The organism is Vibrio japonicus (genome assembly GCF_024582835.1).
In the GTDB taxonomy this organism is placed as follows: Bacteria; Pseudomonadota; Gammaproteobacteria; order Enterobacterales; family Vibrionaceae; genus Vibrio; species Vibrio japonicus.
This window is the reverse complement of the sequence record NZ_CP102096.1, coordinates 2,251,403-2,273,078: the sequence shown is the minus strand read 5'-3', so window position 1 is coordinate 2,273,078 and position 21,676 is coordinate 2,251,403. Positions and strand designations below refer to the sequence as shown.

The window sequence follows — 21,676 nt, the reverse complement described above, 5'->3', positions numbered from 1 at the left end:
AAACAGTACGTGACACTAAGTATACCGACTAAAAAAAACGCCCGCTATTATAAAGCAGGCGTTTTCATATATGATACTAAATCAATAATTAGAAGTTGTAACGTAGACCTAGTGCTAGTTCGTCTTCAGCGCCTTTCGCACCAACAACGCTTGTACCTAGCTTGTCACCTGCATCTAGCAAGTTGAAGTTGTAAGATACGTAGCCGAAGAAGTTAGGCTTGAAGTAGTAAGTTGCGTCTACTGCAACATTTTCGGCTGATGTGTCATCACCAGTTTCAGCGTTGTTGTAGGTAGTGCTGAATACAGTTTGACCTAGCGTGTAAGCTGCTGCAAATTCGTAACCAGTGTAGTCTTGTACACCTGAGAACTTACTACCAATTTTTGAAGCATTCGTAGAGTTGTACATCTTATCGAAATCTTTTTCGCCATCTGTGAATACACCAGCGATGTATAGATCAGAGATAGAGAAAGATGCTGCTGCCATGTATTCGTTGTTCTTGTCTTGGTCAGCGTAACCAGCACCTAGTTTTAGTCCTGTATCAGCAACAGCGTAAGTAGCAGATAGAGAGTAACCATCTTGCTCGTTATCAATGTAGCCTTCAGTGTTTGCTGTTTCATCGTTTCTATCAGCAAAACGGTAGCTTGCTTTTACATCTAGGTCGTTGAAGTTACCTGAGTACGAAACCATGTTGTCTGTACGGTCTGCTACAGAAATTTTGTCTGCTGCAGAGTTACCGTGGTAAGCCATGATATCGGTAAAGTCAGTGATGATACCTAGGGCACCTTCGTTTTTACCGTAAGTTACTTCACCGAATGCACCACCTAAGCCAGCATATACGTAACGAGTGTTTAGATCGTTGTCGTCATCTACGCCACCTTGTTCATCAGTAGTGAACTCACCTTCGTAGAAGCCAACACCGTAAAGGTTGTCAGTTACGTGCGTTTTACCTAGGAAGTTTAGACGTACGCGTGATTTGTCTTCTGCTTTACCATCTTTTAGAGATAGACGAGCTTCAGCACGACCTCCCATTTCAAGAGAAGTACCGTCTTGGTTGTAAAGTTCTGCCGCGTTTGCGCCAGTTGCCACTGCTGCAGCTGAAACTGCTAGAGCAATCAAAGTCTTGTTCATCTTATATATCCTAATTACTATCCATATATCATTATTTTTTACGAGTCACATCCTTAACACGGCTATGCTCTTATTATTGCTCGCGTCTATCAATGTTTATAAATTTGAACCGTGTCAAAAATATGAACATATTGATGAACGCTCATATAGCAATCGATGTGCACTGTTGTAACGTTAAAGTTCCCTTTTTGGTTAGTAAAACAATATAAATTCAGGATTATGAACGCTGTTTTATTGTCTTGGTTTGTTGTTACATCATTGTATTTGTTGGTTTTATTTTGTTTTATCTATGTTTGGTGGATGCCGGTTTTTTTAGGTTTTTTTATTTATTTGTCTGACGCGTGAAGTGAATTTTATTTGTGGAACAGTCTTATAAGTCTCTAACCGTAAAGTGAAACCTTAGCCGTGTGGATTTATGATGATTTAGCAGCAAAGTTTGTTTAAACTAGAACAAACCGATTAATTTATTGACTACCTAATCCGTCGGATTGGGTAGTTTTGTTTTGTCCAAAGATAGCTTTGGAATGAGGTACATAATGGAAAAAGTCCCAATGACCGTACGCGGTGAACAAAAGCTGCGTGAAGAACTAGACAAACTATTAAAGCTTCGCCCACAGATTTCTGAAGCCATTGCTGAAGCGCGTGAGCTAGGTGATTTAAAGGAAAACGCAGAGTACCATGCAGCTCGTGAGGAGCAGGGTATTTGTGAAGCTCAAATCCGTGATATCGAATATAAACTGTCGGTTGCACAAGTGATTGATGTGACCAAAATGGACAACACGGGTAAGGTTATCTTTGGTTCGACAGTGACTCTGATTGACTGCGATACGGAAGAAGAAAAAACATACCAAATCGTTGGTGAGGATGAGGCGGACATCAAAGCGGGTCGTATCTCTGTAAGTTCACCAATCGCACGCGGACTTATTGGCAAAATGGAAGGTGATGAGGTTTTGATTTCAACACCAGGTGGCGAACGCGACTTCGAAATTGATCGCGTAAACTACATTTAAGCGCAGCGTATCGAGAATCAAAAAAGGTCGCGATTGCGACCTTTTTAATGTTCGTAACTTACAGCAAAGTCCGTATTATTTACGTGGCAGTTCGATTTTGCGTTCATCTGTTTGACGGAATAGAACTAAAGTCTTGCCAATTACTTGAACTTTCTCTGCGCCGGTTTCGCGTACAATTGCTTCAATAATCAGGTTTTTAGTTTCGCGATCTTCAGATGCTACTTTCACTTTGATTAGCTCATGGTGGTTCAGAGCAATCTCGATTTCCGCTAGAACAGCTTCAGTAAGTCCATTTGCGCCCATAAGCACAACAGGTTTTAGACTGTGCGCTAGGCCTTTTAGATGCTGTTTTTGTTTGGTGCTTAGGTTCATTACGCGGCCAATTTTCTTTAATATAAGGGTTGAAAAATACCATTTTAACGCCATCTATCCCTGAAGACTATAATTTATTGGGTATGTTGGTCCCTCTATCTGTTAGGAATCAAATGAGCAAACAAAAACATTCAGCGAGCTCGGGCCGTTGGTTGAAAGAGCATTTTGATGATAAATACGTAAATGAAGCCAAGAAAAAAGGCTATCGTTCGCGTGCCATTTTCAAAATCGAAGAGATCCAAGACAAAGATAAGCTGCTAAAACCGGGTATGACAGTTGTCGATTTAGGCGCTGCTCCGGGTGGTTGGTCTCAATATGCCGCAAAAATTGTGGGTGATGAAGGTCAAGTTATTGCGTGTGATATCCTCCCAATGGACTCTATTGCTGGTGTAGCATTCCTTCAGGGGGATTTTCGTGAAGAGGCGGTGCTAGAGGCACTACTCGAGCGAATTCAACCAAATATGGTTGACGTGGTAATGTCAGACATGGCTCCTAATATGGCAGGAAATTTATCTGTCGATCAACCTCGTGCGATGTACCTTGTGGAGCTAGCATTAGATATGTGTCGACAAGTTCTTGCGCCTAATGGTAGCTTTGCTGTTAAAGTGTTCCAAGGCGAAGGCTTTGATCAGTACGTAAAAGATGTTCGCGACATGTTTAAAGTCGTGAAAATTCGTAAACCAGACTCTTCAAGAGCACGTTCTCGAGAAGTTTATATTGTAGCCACTGGTTACAAAGGTTAACTATTTGGTTTTTTTCGAAGCAGTTAACAATCTAGCTACAGCTAATAAACTGTAGTACCCTACCTTTTAATTACAATTAGTTATCGAGAGGCTGACACCTTGAGTGACATGGCAAAAAATTTAATTCTGTGGCTTGTGATCGCTGTAGTCTTAATGTCGGTATTTCAGAGCTTTGGCCCTGGTGAAAGTAACGGCAGAGCGGTTGATTACACTACATTTGTACAGGAAGTTGGCCAAGGCCAGATTCAGGAAGCAACATTTAAAGACGGTGAGATTACTTTCACTCGTCGTGGCGGCGGCGCGCGTTATGTTACTTACATGCCGGTCTACGACCAAAAGCTTCTAGATGACCTGATTAATCAAAACGTGAAAGTACAAGGCACGCCTCCTGAAGAGCAAAGCCTACTAGGTACAATTTTCATTTCATGGTTCCCTATGATCTTACTGATCGGCGTTTGGATTTTCTTCATGCGTCAGATGCAAGGCGGTGGCGGCAAAGGCGCTATGTCCTTTGGTAAGAGCAAAGCTCGTATGATGAGCGAAGAGCAAATCAAGACAACTTTCGCTGATGTCGCAGGTTGTGATGAAGCAAAAGAAGATGTGAAAGAGCTGGTTGATTACCTGCGTGACCCAAGCCGATTCCAAAAACTGGGCGGTAAAATTCCGACTGGTGTTTTGATGGTTGGTCCTCCAGGTACAGGTAAAACGCTACTGGCAAAAGCCATTGCTGGTGAAGCAAAAGTACCGTTCTTTACTATCTCAGGTTCTGATTTCGTAGAAATGTTCGTGGGTGTTGGTGCGTCTCGTGTGCGTGACATGTTCGAGCAAGCGAAAAAAGCATCACCATGTATCATCTTTATCGATGAGATCGATGCCGTAGGTCGCCAGCGTGGCGCAGGTGTTGGTGGTGGTCACGACGAACGTGAACAGACACTAAACCAAATGCTGGTTGAGATGGATGGCTTTGAAGGTAACGAAGGCATTATTGTTATCGCTGCAACTAACCGTCCGGACGTTCTAGATCCAGCGTTACTTCGTCCTGGTCGTTTTGACCGTCAAGTTGTGGTTGGTCTTCCTGATGTCCGCGGCCGTGAACAGATTCTTAAAGTTCACATGCGTAAAGTTCCTCTTGCTGGTGATGTAGAGCCATCGTTGATTGCACGTGGTACACCAGGCTTTTCTGGTGCGGATCTAGCGAACCTAGTTAACGAAGCGGCACTGTTTGCTGCGCGTGGTAATAAGCGCAACGTTTCTATGGTCGAGTTTGAACTGGCGAAAGACAAAATCATGATGGGTGCAGAGCGCCGTTCAATGGTAATGTCTGAAGAAACCAAAGAATCAACAGCTTACCACGAAGCAGGTCACGCAATTGTTGGTCGTTTGGTTCCTGAGCATGATCCGGTATACAAAGTCTCAATCATCCCACGTGGTCGTGCGCTTGGTGTGACAATGTACCTACCAGAGCAAGACCGTGTGAGTATGTCTCGTCAGCATCTTGAGTCTATGATTTCAAGCCTTTACGGCGGACGTCTTGCAGAAGAGCTTATCTATGGTGCAGAAAAAGTGTCTACTGGTGCGTCTAACGATATCGAACGCGCAACCGAAATTGCTCGTAAGATGGTGACACAGTGGGGCTTCTCTGAAAAACTAGGTCCGCTACTTTATGCTGAAGATGAAGGTGAAGTGTTCCTTGGCCGCAGTGTTACTCAGACTAAACATATGTCAGATGATACAGCGAAGCTGATTGATGACGAAGTACGTCAAATTATCGACCGCAACTATGAGCGCGCGAAACAAATCCTAGAAGACAATATGGATATTATGCACTCAATGAAAGATGCTCTTATGAAATATGAGACTATCGATGCGGGTCAAATTGATGACTTGATGGAGCGCAAATCAGACATTCGTGAGCCTGCCGGTTGGGGAGATAACCCAAGCAACAAGCAAACTGCGAAAGAAGATGAGCCTGCAGAGCAAAAGCCAACTCAAACTGAGCAAGTTAAAGGGTCAGAAGAAAGCTCTAGCGAAGCGCCAGAGAAGAAAGATTCTGAATAATTCGTTTTTTAAGATTAAACCCCGGGGCAACTCGGGGTTTTTGTATTTTTAATATGATAATTGCAGCAAACAACAAAACTCTAGACCTGTCGCAACCTCAAGTGATGGGCATTCTCAATGTTACCCCTGACTCTTTCTCTGACGGTGGTAAATTTAACTCTCTCGATAACGCACTGGCACAAGCGAAACGCATGATAGACGCTGGAGTATCCATCATTGATATTGGTGGAGAATCGACTCGTCCAGGTGCGCCTGAAGTGAGCCAGGAAGATGAACTTGCACGTGTAGTTCCAGTTATTAAAGCGATTCGTGAGCAATACGACGTATGGATTTCGATTGATACCAGTAAAGCGGAAGTGATGCGCCAAGCTGTGGAAGTGGGAGCGGATATCATTAACGATATTCGTGCACTGCAAGAACCGGGCGCGCTTGAAGTGGCAGCGGAAGCCGGTTTGCCAATTTGTCTGATGCACATGCAAGGACAACCTAGAACCATGCAAAACGAGCCTCAATATGGCGATCTAATGACAGAGGTCGGTGAGTTTCTGCAGGAGCGGATTGCGGCCTGTGAAGCTGTTGGCATCAAGCGAGAGCAGCTTATCCTTGATCCTGGCTTTGGGTTTGGTAAAACGATCGAACACAATTATCATATGCTGGCTCATCTAGAAGACTTCCACCAATTTGGTTTACCGCTTCTTGCTGGTATGTCTCGAAAGTCGATGGTTTTCAAACTACTGGATAAAGCCCCGGCAGAATGTGCTGCGGCCAGTGTTAGCTGCGCTACCATTGCAGCGATGAAAGGCGCACAAATTATACGTGTTCACGACTTTGAGCAAACATTAGATGCGATGAAAGTGGTTATGATGGTTAACGCTAACCACTTAAGATAAAAATAAAGGAAAACTCATGTCTGATAAAAGACGCTATTTTGGTACTGACGGTGTTCGTGGCAAGGTTGGCCAATATCCAATTACTCCTGATTTCGTCCTAAAGCTTGGCTGGGCTGCAGGTCGTGTACTGGCGAAACAGGGCACTAAGAAAGTGATTATCGGTAAAGATACGCGAATTTCAGGTTATATGTTGGAATCTGCTTTAGAAGCTGGATTGGCTGCTGCAGGGCTTAAAGCCACATTTACAGGTCCAATGCCGACGCCAGCGGTTGCGTATCTCACTCAAACCTTCCGCGCAGAGGCAGGGATTGTGATATCGGCATCGCACAACCCCTATTTTGACAATGGCATCAAATTTTTCTCTTCGGAAGGGACGAAGCTTCCTGATGAGGTCGAGCTTGCTATTGAAGCCGAGTTGGACAAAGAGATTGAATGCGTTGAATCTGCGTTGCTTGGTAAGGCGACAAGATTGAATGATGCTGCTGGACGTTATATCGAATTCTGTAAGAGCACATTCCCGTCAAAACTTAGCCTCGGTGAGTTGAAAATCGTTGTTGACTGTGCCCATGGTGCGACTTATCACATTGCGCCAGCGGTCTTTTCTGAGTTAGGCGCTGAAGTGATCACTATGGGTGTTGAGCCGAATGGTACAAACATCAATGATGAAGTGGGTGCGACAGATGTACGTGCGTTGCAAAAACGTGTCATCGACGAGCAAGCGGACCTAGGTTTGGCTTTTGACGGTGACGGCGACCGAATCATCATGGTTGACCATCTGGGTAACAAAGTTGACGGTGACCAGATTGCTTACATCATCGCGCGAGATGCCTTACGTCGTGGTGAGCTAAAAGGTGGCGTAGTGGGGACACTAATGACCAACCTTGGTATGGAAAACGGCCTTAAGCAGCTAGGAATTCCTTTTGTACGTGCTGCAGTGGGCGATCGCTATGTGATGGAGCAACTGATATCAAAAGGTTGGAAAATTGGAGCTGAGAATTCAGGCCATGTGATTCTACTCGATAAAGTCACGACTGGTGATGCGATTGTTGCTGCGTTGCAAGTTCTTGCCTCTGTGGTGGGCAGTGATATGTCTTTGTACGATCTATCTCAAGGCATGACGCTGTACCCTCAAGTGCTTGAGAATGTCCGTTTCTCTGGTGATTCAAATCCACTCGAAGCCGACGCGGTAAAAGTTTCTGTTGCTGAAGTAGAAGCCGAGCTGGGTGACAAAGGTCGAGTATTGCTGCGTAAATCAGGTACGGAGCCTCTAATTCGTGTCATGGTAGAAGGTGAAGATGCGGCACTGGTACAAGCATCTGCTCTTAAAATTGCAGAAGCAGTGAAATCAAGCTTCTAATCTTCCTGCATTTTGAACGTTGGCGTTGTGGTGATAACAACGCCAACGATTATTCCATTTTCCACTTTCGCTTATCTGAGATGGTAAATTACGCCGTTAATTTTGAGTTTTTGTGTTAGGATCGGCCTGTTCTAACCATCTATGATTCCTTATGCCACAACACCAAGCACAATATTTACAAGAGATGGGAATTCAGCGCTATGAGCTGATTCACCCAGAGAGACTACAGGGTTATCAAGTACCCGGGTTGGAGCTGCCTGAGTCGTGTAAAGTATTGTTGGTCTCGCCTGAATACCCTCAAAAAGACATCACTTTATTGTTTGAGCGTGTTTTGAAGAGTATTCACTTATCGTTGGATGAAGCTCGTCATATTTACCCTGAACAGTTGAGCCAATTAACTGAGCATCAACTGAAGTGGGTATGGTTTGCTGGTTGTGAAGCGTTAGCGGTGGCGAATGCCAACATGCTTACGTCTTTGAAACTCAGTCAAATTGATGGCAATAACGAGCAGCGTCGAGCGCTTTGGCAACAAATCTGTTCTTATCAATAATATGTCACTGACCATTTTACCTTTAAACGAAAACCACCTAGACCAAGTATGGCTTATTGAAAAACAAGCGCATTCACATCCTTGGTCAAACAAAATGATCCGCGATGTAAACTCACGCGGTGCCTGTCACCATGTATTGGTTGAGGGAGAGCAGATCCTAGGCTACTTCTACGCGCAAAACATTGTAGGAGAAGTGACGTTGCTTAATATCGCGGTTAATCCTATGTATCAAGGTAAAGGTTATGGAAGAAAACTTATCGATGCCTTTATTGAGATGTGTGAGAGCCTAGGCGCAGAAAGTGCGTGGTTGGAAGTAAGGGAAAGCAACGCTAAGGCCTTTGACTTATATGAATCCATGGGTTTTAACGAAGTCGATAGACGAAGGAATTACTACCCAACAACGAATGGGAAAGAAGATGCAATCATCATGAGTTACATCTTCTTTTAGATTAAAACGTTGCGCTTAGATATTGATGGAAGTGATTAAGTGAGTCTCTTCGATGTGGTAGTAGTTTTCTGCAAATCGTTTCCGCAATTCTTGTTCTGGCAGTGGTTTATCAAATAAGTAACCTTGGAATTGATAGCAGCCCATTGCTTTTAAAACAGTGAGTTCATTAACATCTTCCACGCCTTCAGCGATCACATCGAGATTTAACCGTTTGGCTGTCATAATGATGGCATCGACAATGGCTTGGTCAGTAGTATCTAGATGTAGCTGTGTGACAAATGATCGATCGATTTTCAATACATCAACAGCCAAGTGCTTTAGGTATTTTAACGAAGAGTAGCCTGTCCCAAAATCATCGATAGAAATCTTGATGTGCTTTTCTTTCAACAGCTCCATTTTTTTGATTGCGCTGTCCATATTATCCAGAAGCAGGCTTTCAGTTATCTCTAACTCAATGTTTTTGCCACTAATCCCCGCTTGTTCTAGCGCTTCATTAATATGATCGACAAACGAGTCTTGTGAAAATTGCAGTGGGCTAATGTTGATGGCAATTCTTTGTAGAGTATCAGGTAAAACGCCCTGCTTTTGCCATTCAGAAAATTGGAAGCAAGCGCGTTCAATGATCCAGTTGCCTATTTGTAATATCTGCCCCGTTTCTTCTGCAATCGGCATAAAAAGTCCCGGAGGCAAAACGCCTTTTTCAGGGTGATTCCAGCGTATTAACGCTTCAACACCGACGATTTGATGATCGCGATTCACTTGCGGTTGGTAGTACAGCTCTAACTGATTTTTCTTTAACGCTTCGTGCAACCCTCTTTCTACTTCTAGGAAAGATTCTATTTGAGCCTGCATTTTTGGATGGTAGAGAACAAACTTATTATTTCCTTTTGCCTTCGCTTTATATAGTGCGGTATCGGCCTGACGCAAAAATTCGATGTCTCTAGAGCCAGAAGAGGGGAAAGTCGTGATACCAGCACTGGCCGTACAGTAGAGTTGATGTCCGTCGATGGAGTATGGGTTGGAGATGACTGACATTAGCTGTTGGGCTTGTTCTAAAGCTTGTTCCTTTGACGTGTCAGGAAGCAGGATGACAAACTCATCTCCACCTATGCGTGCTGCTGTGTATCTATCGTCTAGCCATGATTTCAGGCGCAGAGACACAGCTTGTATTAACTTGTCCCCGATCGTGTGTCCTAGAGAGTCATTGATGGTTTTAAATCGGTCTAAGTCTAGGTAAAAAAGTGCACCATTTTGATCCGTTTGCTCTGCTTTTTGCACCGCACCAGAAAGTAATTGAAGCAATAGACTACGATTAGCTAAACCAGTAAGAGGGTCGTAGTAAGCGAGTTTGTTGAGTTTCTGCTTGGCGATTTCTTTATCTTTAAAAAGGTTGTGAAAAGATACAGCCAAAGTGCCCAGTTCATCACGACGATGAAGTGCGGGTGGAGGCGTTTCATTTTTACCGTTGTGCAGTGCGTTCACCCAGTTACTTAGTGTAACGATAGGTTTCGACATTTTGTGGTAAAAGAAAAGCAGCAAAATTGACGTCAGAATCGCATTCCTAAATAGGTCAAAAAGCAAAATGGTGTTGGTTTTTGCCAAAAAATCTTTGGCGATGCTGTTGCCATTGATCGAAAAAACGAGTTGACCGACGTTAATGTGCGAGTTTGGTTGGTGCAGTTCTATCTCGAATATAGGTTTTTCAGGTATGAGGAAGTCTGAAAGCAACGTTACCAAAGGGCTGGAAGGTGAAACTTGACGAGAGTTTTGGGCTAAGACTTCCCCGAAGTTATCAATGATTTCCACTTTATAAATGCCTTGGTCAATCATTAAGCTTGTTGCGACCTGATCGGCTAATAAAGGACTTAAGTGATAAGCGGCAAGACTCGCGCTTGAGTAATTTTGCATGAGCTTAAACTGATAGTGTTCTTCAATTCTGTTTTTCTCTTGATGCAAATCCACCACAATATGGTAAAGGCCAAAGCACACTCCAAGAAGTACCGAGACAAAAAATACAGTTTTCGCTTGGCGAAAGGCGAGAGAGTTTATTTTGCTACTTTTCAGCATAACTATATTCCGTTCCTCGGTTTCTTTATCGGATCGCTGGGCGCTCACGTGTTGTTCCATCCATAGTCCGCGTTTTGATACGCTGGCATTTTTACTGTGGAAGTTGCCCCTTAAGTGAATATAAGAGAGAATACCGCGCAAAATTGAATCGAACACCCAGAAGCGAAAGGTTAACTGATTTTTACCTTCTGGTAACCAGACAGAAGAAGAACTTTTGATGTCAAATACAGCTTTTTTGGGCGAAGTGTCTAAACGTAGAACATTCGCCATTATCTCGCACCCGGATGCGGGTAAAACAACCATCACTGAAAAAGTACTTTTATTCGGAAACGCTATCCAAAAAGCAGGTACCGTAAAAGGCCGTGGTAATGCACAGCACGCTAAATCTGACTGGATGGAAATGGAAAAGGAACGTGGTATCTCGGTAACCACTTCTGTGATGCAGTTTCCTTACAATGATTGCTTGGTAAACCTACTTGATACCCCAGGACACGAAGACTTCTCGGAAGATACTTACCGTACTCTAACGGCAGTGGATTCGTGTTTGATGGTTATCGACGCGGCAAAAGGTGTCGAGGATCGTACTCGTAAGCTGATGGAAGTTACACGTCTGCGTGATACACCAATCGTGACTTTCATGAACAAACTTGACCGTGACGTTCGTGATCCAATGGAAGTATTGGACGAAGTAGAAAACGAACTGGGTATGATGTGCGCACCTATCACATGGCCAATCGGCTGTGGTAAAGAGTTTAAAGGTGTGTACCACATTCACCGTGATGAAACGATTCTTTACGAATCTGGCCACGGTCATGAGATTCAAGAAGTTCGTATCATTAAAGGTCTGGATAACCCAGAGCTCGACGAAAAAGTCGGTGAAAGCCTAGCAGAAAGCGTCCGTGAAGAGCTTGAGTTGGTGATGGGCGCATGTCCTGAATTCGACCTAGAGTTATTCCTAACGGGTGAACTAACGCCAGTGTACTTCGGTACTGCATTGGGTAACTTTGGTGTTGACCACATGTTAGATGGCCTGACTGAATGGGCACCAGCGCCGAAAACTCGTCAAGCGGTTGAGCGTGATGTTGAAGCAACAGAAGAGAAGTTCTCTGGTTTCGTATTCAAAATCCAAGCAAACATGGATCCAAAACACCGTGACCGTATCGCATTCATGCGTATCGTATCGGGGACTTACACGCAAGGCATGAAGATGAACCACGTTCGTCTAGGCAAGCAAGTGAGTATCTCTGATGCAGTAACCTTTATGGCGGGTGACCGTGCTCGTGCAGAACACGCTTACGCAGGTGACATCATTGGTCTACATAACCACGGTACTATCCAGATAGGTGATACCTTCACCCAAGGTGAGTCACTGAAGTTCTCGGGTATTCCTAACTTCGCGCCAGAACTGTTCCGTCGTATTCGTCTGAAAGATCCATTGAAGCAGAAGCAGCTACTAAAAGGCTTGGTTCAGCTATCAGAAGAGGGCGCAGTACAGGTGTTCCGTCCGCTACAAAACAACGACCTTATCGTTGGTGCGGTAGGTGTGCTTCAGTTTGACGTAGTTGTGGCTCGTTTGAAGTCAGAATACAACGTTGAAGCAATCTACGAAGGCGTTAACGTAGCAACAGCTCGTTGGGTTGAATGTGGAGATGGTAAGAAACTGGATGAGTTCCAGCGTAAGAACCAAAGTAACTTAGCACTAGATGGCGGTGATAACCTAACGTACATCGCACCAACGATGGTTAACTTGAATCTTGCAAAAGAACGTTTTCCAGATGTTGAGTTCCGTGCGACGCGCGAACACTAATACTCTGCATATTTGAAGCTTTAGCTGCGTTAATTTCACTCATCCGCCCCAGTCACATAGCGTACTATGCTCCTGGGGCCGGATTCGCTCGTTGCCTTGCTATAGCTCCAACTATTTTGAGTATTAACAATGAACTTACCTTAGTCACGTAGCGTACTACGCTCCCGAGGTTGAGTTTACTTGTCGCCTTGTTCTGCAGCAAAGGCTTTGAAAATACTATAAAAAATGCCGCTTCGATTGAAGCGGCATTTTTGTTTGTTTAAAGACTCGAAATTATTTCTTCTTTTTTGCGACTTTCTTTTTCGTAGCAGTCTTCTTCTTATCGTCTTTTTTCTTTTTCTTAAACACAGGCTTTTTGTGCTTAGGACGAAGCTCTTTGATAAAGCGCTCTTTGATCTCTTCTTTTACATAGCGGGCTACGCGATCCAACATTGGTTGGTCGTGTGCTTCCACAAGAGAAACGGCATTACCTTTTTTACCTGCTCGCGCAGTACGGCCGATACGGTGAAGGTAGACATCAGCAGTGCGTGGCATGTCGTAGTTGATGACATGACTCACATCTGGAAGGTCGATACCACGAGCGGCGACGTCTGTGGCAAGTAGTACGTTGACTGTACCATCACGGAAACGTGCGATAGCGTTGTTACGGCGATCCTGAGGCATTTCACCTTGAATCCAAGCACATGGGATTTGAGCACTTTCAAGTTCAGCGCGAAGCTCAGCCAGGCGTTCACGGGTTTTTAGGAAGATGATCGAGCGTTCAGCTTGCTCTACGATGATCTTCTTCAAAAGCTCGAGTTTGTGCTCCATGTTGTCGGCACGGTGATACCATTGAGCGATTTTCTTACGCTCACGACGTGATGGCTCTGCATCAATTTCAGCAGGGTCTTTGAGTAGATCAGCGGTGAAGCCTTCCACACCTTTGCCTTCAAGCGTTGCAGAGAACAGCAGCGTTTGCTTACGCCAGCGACACTCAGAAGATAAGCGATCCACCGTTGGGCCAAAGCCCATGTCCAGCATTCGGTCCGCTTCATCTAGAATAAGCCACTCGATCGCACGACAATCAAAGCGTTCTGCCTCAATGTACTCCATCAAACGGCCCGGAGTTGCAACCACGATATCTTGTGTTGTCGACAGAATATCTGCGTGTTCTTGATATTGAACACCACCTGTAATGGTGAAAATGTTCAGTTTTGTGTTTTTTGCCAGCGCACGTGCTTGATCTGCTACCTGCATTGCTAACTCTCGCGTTGGAGTCAAAATTAACACGCGGGCAGGTCCTGGTTTACGGCGAGGGAAGTCTTGCAAGTATTGCAGTGCTGGCAAGACGAATGCTGCTGTTTTACCTGTTCCGGTTGGCGCAGAAGCTAAGATGTCACGACCGTCTAAAGCTTGTGGGATCGCTTCAGCTTGAATCTGTGTTGGACGGGCATAGCCCATGTCTTCGATTGCGGTTAGTAAGTTAGAATCTAACTCTAAATCAGCAAAATTTTTGATCACTCTGGTGTCTCCACAAGCAACAAGTAGTTTAAGGGGGCGTATTATAGTGTGTTCGGTGATAAGGATCACACCTTAATTTCTACATCTTTAAATAAAAGTCCTTAGTGAGTGCGATGAACTCTGGGCTATAGCCAGTTGTATCCCTAATTGTCAGTGCTTCTACCTCAGCTGTGCAAGGTTGCTTACTTAGCTCAATCAACAGCCGACTGACATCTTTAAGCGATGTCGGTTTGACCTCACAGAGTGATTTGAGATGCCAGCCAGACTTCTTGGCACTCTCAATAAACTGTCTCCCTTCCACTACAGGAAGGATAAAATTCGCGTTCCCGTGGTCACTCAGTAAGTGAAAACATCTCTCCAACAATTCTTTATGGCTCAATTGATCGGTATGCCTTGCCACTGCTCGCTGTCTAACTTGGGCTTGTTCACCATCATTAAAATAGGGTGGATTGCAAACGATGGAGTCGAAAAGAGCCGACAGCGAATAGTCCAACACATCACCGTGATGTAAATGGATTCGAGAATCCCACGGGGAATTTTGGACGTTCTTTTTTGCCGCTTCTATTGCGTGTTCATCTATATCAATAGCGTCGATGATTGCGAGAGCGTTTCTTTGAGCGCACATGAGTGAAAGCAGCCCGGTTCCTGTGCCTATATCCAGTATGTATTTGGCTTGCTGAACCTTGGACCAAGCGCCTAACAGAACGCCATCGGTGCTGACAGGCATGCCAGAGAATCCTCCTGTAATGGTGAACTGCTTAAACATAAAATCCTTAGTCTTTTTGATGTTGGTGTTCATTTTTTATTCTGTAAAATTAATTTTGTTAGGTGTTTTTGTTCATTGTTAAAGATTTGTTTGGTCTTTTTATCTTATTTTTATGGTCGGTTGATTTGTTATTATTTGGTTTATATGGCTGATATCTGGTTTTGTTTTGGTTTTTATGGCTGCAATTTAAGGGTTACAGTAAATTTATATGGTATTTTTGGCTTTAGGGTTGCGAATGAATGAGCGTTTAGTCATTATTCTAGTTCAACTATACAGATTGAGTGGCAGAAATGACTGCTCAGCATACACAACATCAATAAAACTATTAGTAAAGGGTCTATAAGTGAATCAGACTTTAAAATTAACAGACATAATAGCCGTTGGCTTCATGCTTTTTGCTTTCTTCTTAGGAGCAGGTAACATCATTTTCCCTCCTTTTGCAGGGCAACTCGCTGGCGATAACCTTTTACCTGCAATGTCAGGCTTCCTTTTCACCGCCGTTGGTTTACCACTGATTACGATTATCGCTATTGCTCTGGCTGGCGGCAGCTGGGAACACATGACCAAGGATCTGCCTAAACGTGCAGCTATCCTAATGGCGGTATTGATCTTTATCATCATCGGCCCTGCGTTTGCTGCGCCGCGTACAGGTTTGGTTGCGTATGAAATGGCTGTTAAGCCGTTTATTGTTGATGCCGGCCAATTCCACCTCACTACGTTCTCGATCATTTTCTTTGCGGTTGCAATGTTATTCGCGTGGTTCCAAGGCCGTCTGATTGACATGATCGGTAAGATCTTAACGCCAGTTCTATTTATCGGCCTAATCACGCTAGCGGTAGGCGTATTCCTTTATCCTCAGGGCGAACTGTTGGCAGCTCAAGGTGAGTACCTAGAGTATCCTTTACAGAAAGGTTTCTTAGAAGGCTACAACACCATGGATACCTTCGCATCGTTAATGTTTGGTGTATTAGTAGTAGACGCACTGCGTAGCAAAGGTATTACGGATAGTGCCGCGACAACAAAATATCTGATTAGCGCGGCGTTTATCGCGGCGGCTGGTCTGGCATTTGTGTATATCTCGCTATTCTACTTAGGTGCAACCAGTTCAGCTGTTGCAGCAGGCGCTGACAACGGTGGTGCGATCCTAAGTGCATACGTTCAGGCACTATTCGGTCCATACGGTCAGCTGGTTCTATCTACGATTGTATTGCTTGCATGTTTAACAACTGCTATTGGTTTGATTTCAGCGTGTTCTGATTACTTTAAATCAATCTCATCAGTGCCATACAAAGCGTGGGTTATCATCGTGGGTAGTGCATGTGCAGTGGTAGCGAATGTGGGTCTTTCTCAGCTGATTTCATTGTCGGTGCCTGTATTGTTTGCCTTGTACCCAGTTGCGATTGCTCTTGTGGCGTTGACGTTTGTACGTAGTTTCCTACCGAATCCAAAAGTGGCTTATCGTGTGGTTATTTTAGTGTCACTAGTGTTCGCAATGGTTGACGCAGCGAAAGTTGCTGGCTTCGATGTTTCAGCGCTGAGTGCTCTACCGCTATTTGAAGTAGGCATGGGCTGGTTGATTCCAACGGCATTGGCAATTGTTTGCATGTTCTTTGTCTCAAAATCAAACGAACAAGTATTGGTTGAAGAGACGGCATAATTAGTTGCTCTTGATGTAATTTAATCCCCTGTCATGCAAGGCGTGGCAGGGGATTTGTCTATCTAGTGAAAGATTATGTAGCTTCAAAAAATTCCTGTATCTTCGTCACACTTTTCAGTACAATTCTTCGGTTAAATTCTACTCATAAATGTTGAGCAAACATGTTTGAAATCAATCCTATTAAAAACCGCTTACAGGACGTGTCTGAGCGCACGAATGTCCTGAGGGGGTATCTTTGACTATGACGCCAAACAAGAGCGTCTAGAAGAAGTAAACGCAGAACTCGAACAACCAGATGTATGGAACGAACCTGAGCGTGCCCAAGCGCTAGGTAAAGAGCGTTCATCGCTAGAAGCTGTAGTTGAAACTATCGACCAGTTAGACCAAGGCGTCGAAGACGTTGAAGGCCTACTTGAGCTTGCGGTTGAGGAAGAAGACCAAGAAACGTTCGACGAGATTGAACCTGAGCTGGCTGAGCTGGAAGCTAAGTTAGAGCTGCTTGAGTTCCGTCGTATGTTCGCTGGCGACCACGACTCTTCAGATTGCTACATCGACCTGCAATCTGGCTCGGGTGGTACAGAAGCACAAGACTGGACATCCATGATGCTGCGCATGTACTTGCGTTGGGCTGAAGCGAAAGGCTTTAAAACGGAAGTGATCGAAGTGTCTGAAGGTGAAGTTGCTGGTCTTAAAGGCGCGACAGTGAAGATCTCTGGCGAATACGCTTACGGCTGGCTACGTACTGAAACAGGTGTACACCGACTAGTCCGTAAATCGCCGTTCGATTCAAGCGGCCGTCGTCATACTTCGTTTGCTTCTGCGTTTGTGTATCCAGAGATTGATGACAACATTCAAATCGACATTAACCCGTCTGATCTGCGTATTGACGTATACCGCGCATCGGGTGCGGGTGGTCAGCACGTTAACACCACGGAATCTGCGGTACGTATTACTCACGTCCCAACGAATACTGTGGTTCAGTGTCAGAATGACCGTTCTCAGCATAAGAACAAAGATCAGGCAATGAAGCAGCTTCGCGCAAAACTGTTTGAACTTGAGATTCAAAAACAGAATGCTGAAAAGCAAGCTAACGAAGATGCGAAATCTGACATAGGTTGGGGCAGCCAGATCCGTTCTTACGTACTGGATGACTCACGCATCAAAGACTTACGTACCGGCGTTGAAAACCGCAATACTCAAGCGGTTCTTGATGGCGACCTAGATAAATTTATTGAAGCTAGCCTGAAATCAGGTCTTTAAGCTTTTCACCGACACTCAAAGCGAAACAGGATACATCGAAAAATGACTGATGCTGTTCAAAACGACAATGTACAAGAAGCCTCTACACCAGAAGAGAATAAGCTGATTGCTGAACGCCGCGCGAAACTAGACGAGATTCGCAAGAGCTGTAAAGCAAATGGCCACCCAAACGACTTCCGTCGTGACGCACTAGCGGGCGACCTTCAAAAAGAGTTCGGTGAGAAGACGAAGGAAGAGCTAGAAGAGCTAAACCACGTGGTTGCAATTGCAGGCCGTATTATGGCTAAACGTGGCCCTTTCCTAGTGATTCAAGAGACTTCAGGTCGCATTCAATCGTACGCTTCAAAAGACGTACAGAAAGAGCTAAAAGAAAAATACCAAGGCCTAGATATCGGTGACATCATCGGTGTGAAAGGTGCACTGCACAAATCTGGCAAAGGCGACCTATACGTAAACATGGAAGAGTACGAGCTACTAACAAAAGCGCTACGTCCTCTACCAGAAAAATTCCACGGTCTAACTGACCAGGAAATGCGTTACCGTCAGCGTTACGTTGACCTAATCGTGAACGAAGACTCACGTCAGGCGTTCATCGTTCGTTCTAAGCTAGTTTCAGCGATTCGTAACTTCATGAGCGCAAAAGGCTACCTAGAAGTAGAAACGCCAATGATGCACGTGATCCCTGGTGGTGCGACAGCGCGTCCATTCATCACTCATCACAACGCGCTAGATATTGATATGTACCTACGTGTTGCTCCAGAACTATACCTGAAGCGTCTAGTCGTTGGTGGTTTTGACCGCGTATTCGAGATCAACCGTAACTTCCGTAACGAAGGTCTATCTCCTCGTCACAACCCAGAATTCACAATGATGGAATTCTACCAAGCTTACGCTGACTACAAAGATCTGATGGATCTGACGGAAGAAATGCTAAGCACAGTGGCGATGGAAGTTCTGGGTTCAACGTCAATGCCTTACGGTGAAGAGACGGTTGAATTTGGCGGTACTTACGCGCGCATGAGCATGTTTGAAGCGATCAAACACTACAACCCAGAGCACGCAGAAATCCAAGCGCTAACAGAAGCGGATCTACAAGACCGTGAGAAGATGGTTGCGATTGCGAAATCAGTGCACGTTGAAGTGGAAACATTCTGGACATGTGGTCAGCTACTTGAAGAAATCTTTGGTGAAACCGCTGAGCCTCAGCTAATTCAACCAACATTCATCACTGGTTACCCAGCGGATATCTCTCCACTGGCACGTCGTAGCGATGACAACCCATTCTTCACCGACCGCTTTGAATTCTTTATCGGTGGTCGTGAAGTGGCGAACGGTTTCTCTGAGCTGAACGATGCAGAAGACCAAGACGCGCGCTTTAAAGCACAAGTTGACGCGAAAGACGCGGGCGATGACGAAGCAATGTACTACGATGCTGACTACATCACAGCACTAGAGCACGGCCTTCCGCCAACAGCGGGTCAAGGTATTGGTATCGACCGTTTAGCGATGCTATTTACCAACACGCACACTATTCGTGACGTCATTTTGTTCCCGGCAATGCGCCCACAAGCTTAATGATTTGAATGAGTTAAGAATGAGAAAAGTCACCTTCGGGTGACTTTTTTATTGCGCCTTAGATAAATTCTCATTCATTTGTCCGAGAGAGTGTCACTTTTTTGATATTGCTGACTAAAATAATAATATGCTCTTACTCGGTATGGCTTCATGATTTATGTGCTACAAAATAAAAAGTTTTTCAACTAAACCACTAACTTTAGTATTTTTAGCCTTATTTAATGAGATAAATCTTTGAAGTCTATTCCATAACGAGTGGAAAAATTAGTATCCACTACTTAGTCTTATTAGTAAGACAGATTCTCTGCTTAAGTCTCTATAATGTAACTGCAAAAATTACATGTGCTAAGAAATGGCACTGCATTGGTTTTATAAATAATAAGGATTAGACCGTATGCGTAGTCAGTTTAGGATGGATTCCGTTCCGGGTTCCCTCGTAGTGGTTGGGGGTACTTATGAGCCTTGGCTCTCAGTATTAGAACAAGTGGGTTGGAGATGTACGCAATGTGCGGATTTACGCAAGGCAGATACCTTGTTTAGTGAAACCGGCCCATGCATTGGTATTGTTGATCTAAGCCACGATGAATTTAGTTTAAATGGTATCGCGAATTTGGTGAGTAACCATAAGCAAGTTCGTTGGATAGCGTTTATTCGCGAATCTCAGCTCAGCTCAGATACAATCTGCCAGTTTATTGTTAACTTCTGTATCGACTTCTTTACCGCACCGATTCCGGATGCACAGTTACTTAATACGATTGGACACCAGCTCGGTATGCTCAAGCTGGAGAAAAAAGTATGGCCTCATTATGGCAACAATAATGACATGGGCCTCATCGGGGACTCTGTCCCAATGAAACGTCTCAGAGATCAAATTAAGCGTATTGGACCGACTGATGTGAGCATTCTTATATACGGTGAGAATGGCGCAGGTAAGGAAACAGTGGCAAGAGCGGTACATAGAACGTCTTCCCGTGCTAATAAAGAGTTCATTTCAGTGAATTGCCGAGCGATGTCTGAAAGAAGCATAGAGAGCGACTTGTTTGGAATTAACCGTGATGATCCAATGGAAGCTTGCCTGCTAGAAAAAGCGCATGGTGGGACCATCTTACTCAATGATATTTTAACGCTGCCAAAATCTCAGCAAGTCAATTTACTTCGATTCTTACAAGAAGGCACGGTAGAAACAGAAAACGGCCGAAAAGAAGTGGATGTCCGCGTTTTAGCCGCAAACTCTGCAGATATTGAAAAAGCGCTTATTGATGGTGATTTTAATGAAGAACTTTATCACTATATCAATGTGTTACGCATCAATGTGCCGAGCTTGAAAGAGAGAGCGGGTGATATTGTGATTCTCGCAAGGTACTTCTTAGAAGAATACTCTAAAGAATATAACGCGCAGGCAAGAAGCTTTACGGAGCAATCAGCCCGAGCACTCACTCGTTATCATTGGCCTGGTAATGTTCGTGAGCTAATGAACCAGATCAAGCGTATTGTCCTAATGTCAGACACCGTTATGCTGGATGAAGAGCACCTCGATTTGCCAAAACGTAATGACGGTAAGCGTAGCCTTAAGAGTATTCGTGAGCGGAGTGAAAGAGATGCACTGCTGCTGGTTTTGGAATCGCACTCTGGGCAGGTATCGATGGCGGCAAAAGAGCTAGGTGTCTCACGGGCAACCATGTATCGACTGTTGAATAAGCACAATTTGATCAGCGATGCGGCAATGTAATTTTAAGTCCAGAATGCTTAAGCCACATAAATTGTTGGTGTGGCTTAAGTTTCACTAACAGTATCTATGGTGAATCTATTATTCTCAAGGTGAATATATTATTCCATGGCGTTGTAACAGGTTATTTTTGGGTTAATAAATTGTTTTAAATTTTAATGTTACAAAGTGGTTGAAATATCACCTTTTTTGAATAGAATTTAATTATGAGCTCAGGCTCATATCTCACAAACATATCTATTTGGATTAATACAGAGCTAGGAGGCACACAATGAAACGATTGAATGTTATCTCATTGAACTGTGCTTCTGATGATCTAGCCGTACATACAGCAGTGCTAACCAAGCACTAAGTATGTTTTGTCAGATCATAAATCTAATCAAGCAATGTAATTAATCCGTATCCATTATTTTTTAATTGGCTGCGGAAAAGCAGCGAATTATTGGTACATCTATATTTCATGGATTCGTTGATCTTTTCCCAGCCTTACTATATCTGGAGAAATATCATGAACCATTCTTTATATCTAAAATTAGCCACAGTATTGATTAAAGCGGATCTTCGTCGTGAAGAGCGTGCGTGGAAACGTAAATTAAGACGTAGCTCTTTTGATATTCCTTGGCACAACAAACACTTGCTTAAAGACATAGGTTTAGATTTAGATGGTCGCCAAGTAGGGACTAGCGAGCCTGAGAATGTCACCGTTGAACGCCGTATTCGTCATCTTCGTCGAGTGCTTAGTATGCGAATACCGACGTAAT

General features: G+C 44.2%; 18 protein-coding genes. 13 read left to right on the top strand and 5 right to left on the bottom strand.

The annotated features are described in order from the left end of the window. Nucleotides 1-88: 88 nt before the first annotated feature. The gene (locus NP165_RS10690; protein WP_257083947.1) at nt 89-1,129 is read right to left on the bottom strand and encodes a porin; all 1,041 of its coding nucleotides are present in this window, start codon (nt 1,127-1,129) and stop codon (nt 89-91) included. A gap of 536 nt (nt 1,130-1,665) precedes the next feature. On the opposite strand from NP165_RS10690, the gene greA reads away from it, so the two are divergent. Further along, nucleotides 1,666-2,139, top strand: a complete 474-nt coding sequence (greA, locus tag NP165_RS10685; protein WP_257083946.1) for a transcription elongation factor GreA — start codon at nt 1,666-1,668, stop codon at nt 2,137-2,139. A 75-nt stretch (nt 2,140-2,214) separates the two neighbouring features. Here greA and yhbY read toward each other — a convergent pair whose 3' ends face one another. Further along, the gene (yhbY, locus tag NP165_RS10680) at nt 2,215-2,511 is read right to left on the bottom strand and encodes a ribosome assembly RNA-binding protein YhbY (RefSeq protein ID WP_257083945.1); all 297 of its coding nucleotides are present in this window, start codon (nt 2,509-2,511) and stop codon (nt 2,215-2,217) included. A gap of 113 nt (nt 2,512-2,624) precedes the next feature. On the opposite strand from yhbY, the gene rlmE reads away from it, so the two are divergent. The 6 genes from rlmE (at nt 2,625) to rimI (ending at nt 8,557) form a co-directional block, all read left to right on the top strand. Next, nucleotides 2,625-3,254, top strand: coding sequence for a 23S rRNA (uridine(2552)-2'-O)-methyltransferase RlmE (gene rlmE, locus NP165_RS10675; RefSeq protein WP_257083944.1), 630 nt, complete (start codon nt 2,625-2,627; stop codon nt 3,252-3,254). A 108-nt stretch (nt 3,255-3,362) separates the two neighbouring features. Further along, nucleotides 3,363-5,312 (top strand): ATP-dependent zinc metalloprotease FtsH, encoded by a 1,950-nt coding sequence (gene ftsH, locus NP165_RS10670; RefSeq protein ID WP_257083943.1) that lies wholly within the window; start codon nt 3,363-3,365, stop codon nt 5,310-5,312. 53 nt (nt 5,313-5,365) lie between these two features. Then, nucleotides 5,366-6,202, top strand: coding sequence for a dihydropteroate synthase (folP, locus tag NP165_RS10665; RefSeq protein WP_257083942.1), 837 nt, complete (start codon nt 5,366-5,368; stop codon nt 6,200-6,202). Nucleotides 6,203-6,218: 16 nt separating this feature from the next. After that, a complete protein-coding gene (gene glmM / locus NP165_RS10660) occupies nt 6,219-7,559 on the top strand; it encodes a phosphoglucosamine mutase (protein ID WP_257083941.1) in 1,341 nt (446 codons plus the stop codon). Nucleotides 7,560-7,710: 151 nt separating this feature from the next. Continuing rightward, a complete protein-coding gene (locus NP165_RS10655) occupies nt 7,711-8,109 on the top strand; it encodes a DNA polymerase III subunit psi (protein ID WP_257083940.1) in 399 nt (132 codons plus the stop codon). 1 nt (nt 8,110) lies between these two features. Further along, on the top strand, nt 8,111-8,557 hold the full coding sequence (rimI, locus tag NP165_RS10650) for a ribosomal protein S18-alanine N-acetyltransferase (protein ID WP_257083939.1): 447 nt from the start codon (nt 8,111-8,113) through the stop codon (nt 8,555-8,557). 15 nt (nt 8,558-8,572) lie between these two features. On the opposite strand, the gene NP165_RS10645 is transcribed toward rimI, so the two are convergent. Next, nucleotides 8,573-10,624, bottom strand: a complete 2,052-nt coding sequence (locus NP165_RS10645) for a putative bifunctional diguanylate cyclase/phosphodiesterase (RefSeq protein WP_257083938.1) — start codon at nt 10,622-10,624, stop codon at nt 8,573-8,575. A 217-nt stretch (nt 10,625-10,841) separates the two neighbouring features. Between NP165_RS10645 and prfC the strand changes: the two genes are divergently transcribed. Next, complete coding sequence (prfC, locus tag NP165_RS10640) at nt 10,842-12,431, top strand: peptide chain release factor 3 (protein ID WP_257083937.1); 1,590 nt, start codon at nt 10,842-10,844, stop codon at nt 12,429-12,431. 273 nt (nt 12,432-12,704) lie between these two features. On the opposite strand, the gene srmB is transcribed toward prfC, so the two are convergent. Then, complete coding sequence (gene srmB, locus NP165_RS10635; protein ID WP_257083936.1) at nt 12,705-13,931, bottom strand: ATP-dependent RNA helicase SrmB; 1,227 nt, start codon at nt 13,929-13,931, stop codon at nt 12,705-12,707. 79 nt (nt 13,932-14,010) lie between these two features. Further along, the gene (locus tag NP165_RS10630; RefSeq protein ID WP_257083935.1) at nt 14,011-14,730 is read right to left on the bottom strand and encodes a tRNA1(Val) (adenine(37)-N6)-methyltransferase; all 720 of its coding nucleotides are present in this window, start codon (nt 14,728-14,730) and stop codon (nt 14,011-14,013) included. Between the two features lie 310 nt (nt 14,731-15,040). Here NP165_RS10630 and brnQ point away from each other — a divergent pair, with 310 nt between their 5' ends. From brnQ to NP165_RS10605, 5 genes are all read left to right on the top strand, one after another. Continuing rightward, nucleotides 15,041-16,354 carry a branched-chain amino acid transport system II carrier protein gene (gene brnQ, locus NP165_RS10625; protein ID WP_257083934.1) on the top strand — a complete coding sequence of 438 codons (1,314 nt, stop codon included), beginning with the start codon at nt 15,041-15,043 and terminating at the stop codon, nt 16,352-16,354. 161 nt (nt 16,355-16,515) lie between these two features. Further along, nucleotides 16,516-17,614, top strand: a protein-coding gene (gene prfB / locus NP165_RS10620; RefSeq protein WP_257083933.1) for a peptide chain release factor 2 whose coding sequence is annotated in 2 segments (ribosomal slippage) — nt 16,516-16,590 and nt 16,592-17,614 — 1,098 coding nt in all. Because the reading frame shifts where the segments join, the coding sequence is not laid out codon by codon here. 42 nt (nt 17,615-17,656) lie between these two features. Next, entirely contained in the window at nt 17,657-19,189 is a 1,533-nt protein-coding gene (gene lysS / locus NP165_RS10615; RefSeq protein WP_257083932.1) for a lysine--tRNA ligase, read from the top strand. 394 nt (nt 19,190-19,583) lie between these two features. Continuing rightward, on the top strand, nt 19,584-20,918 hold the full coding sequence (gene vpsR, locus NP165_RS10610; protein ID WP_257083931.1) for a cyclic-di-GMP-binding transcriptional regulator VpsR: 1,335 nt from the start codon (nt 19,584-19,586) through the stop codon (nt 20,916-20,918). Nucleotides 20,919-21,423: 505 nt separating this feature from the next. After that, on the top strand, nt 21,424-21,675 hold the full coding sequence (locus NP165_RS10605; RefSeq protein WP_257083930.1) for a DUF1127 domain-containing protein: 252 nt from the start codon (nt 21,424-21,426) through the stop codon (nt 21,673-21,675). Nucleotide 21,676: the final 1 nt, after the last annotated feature.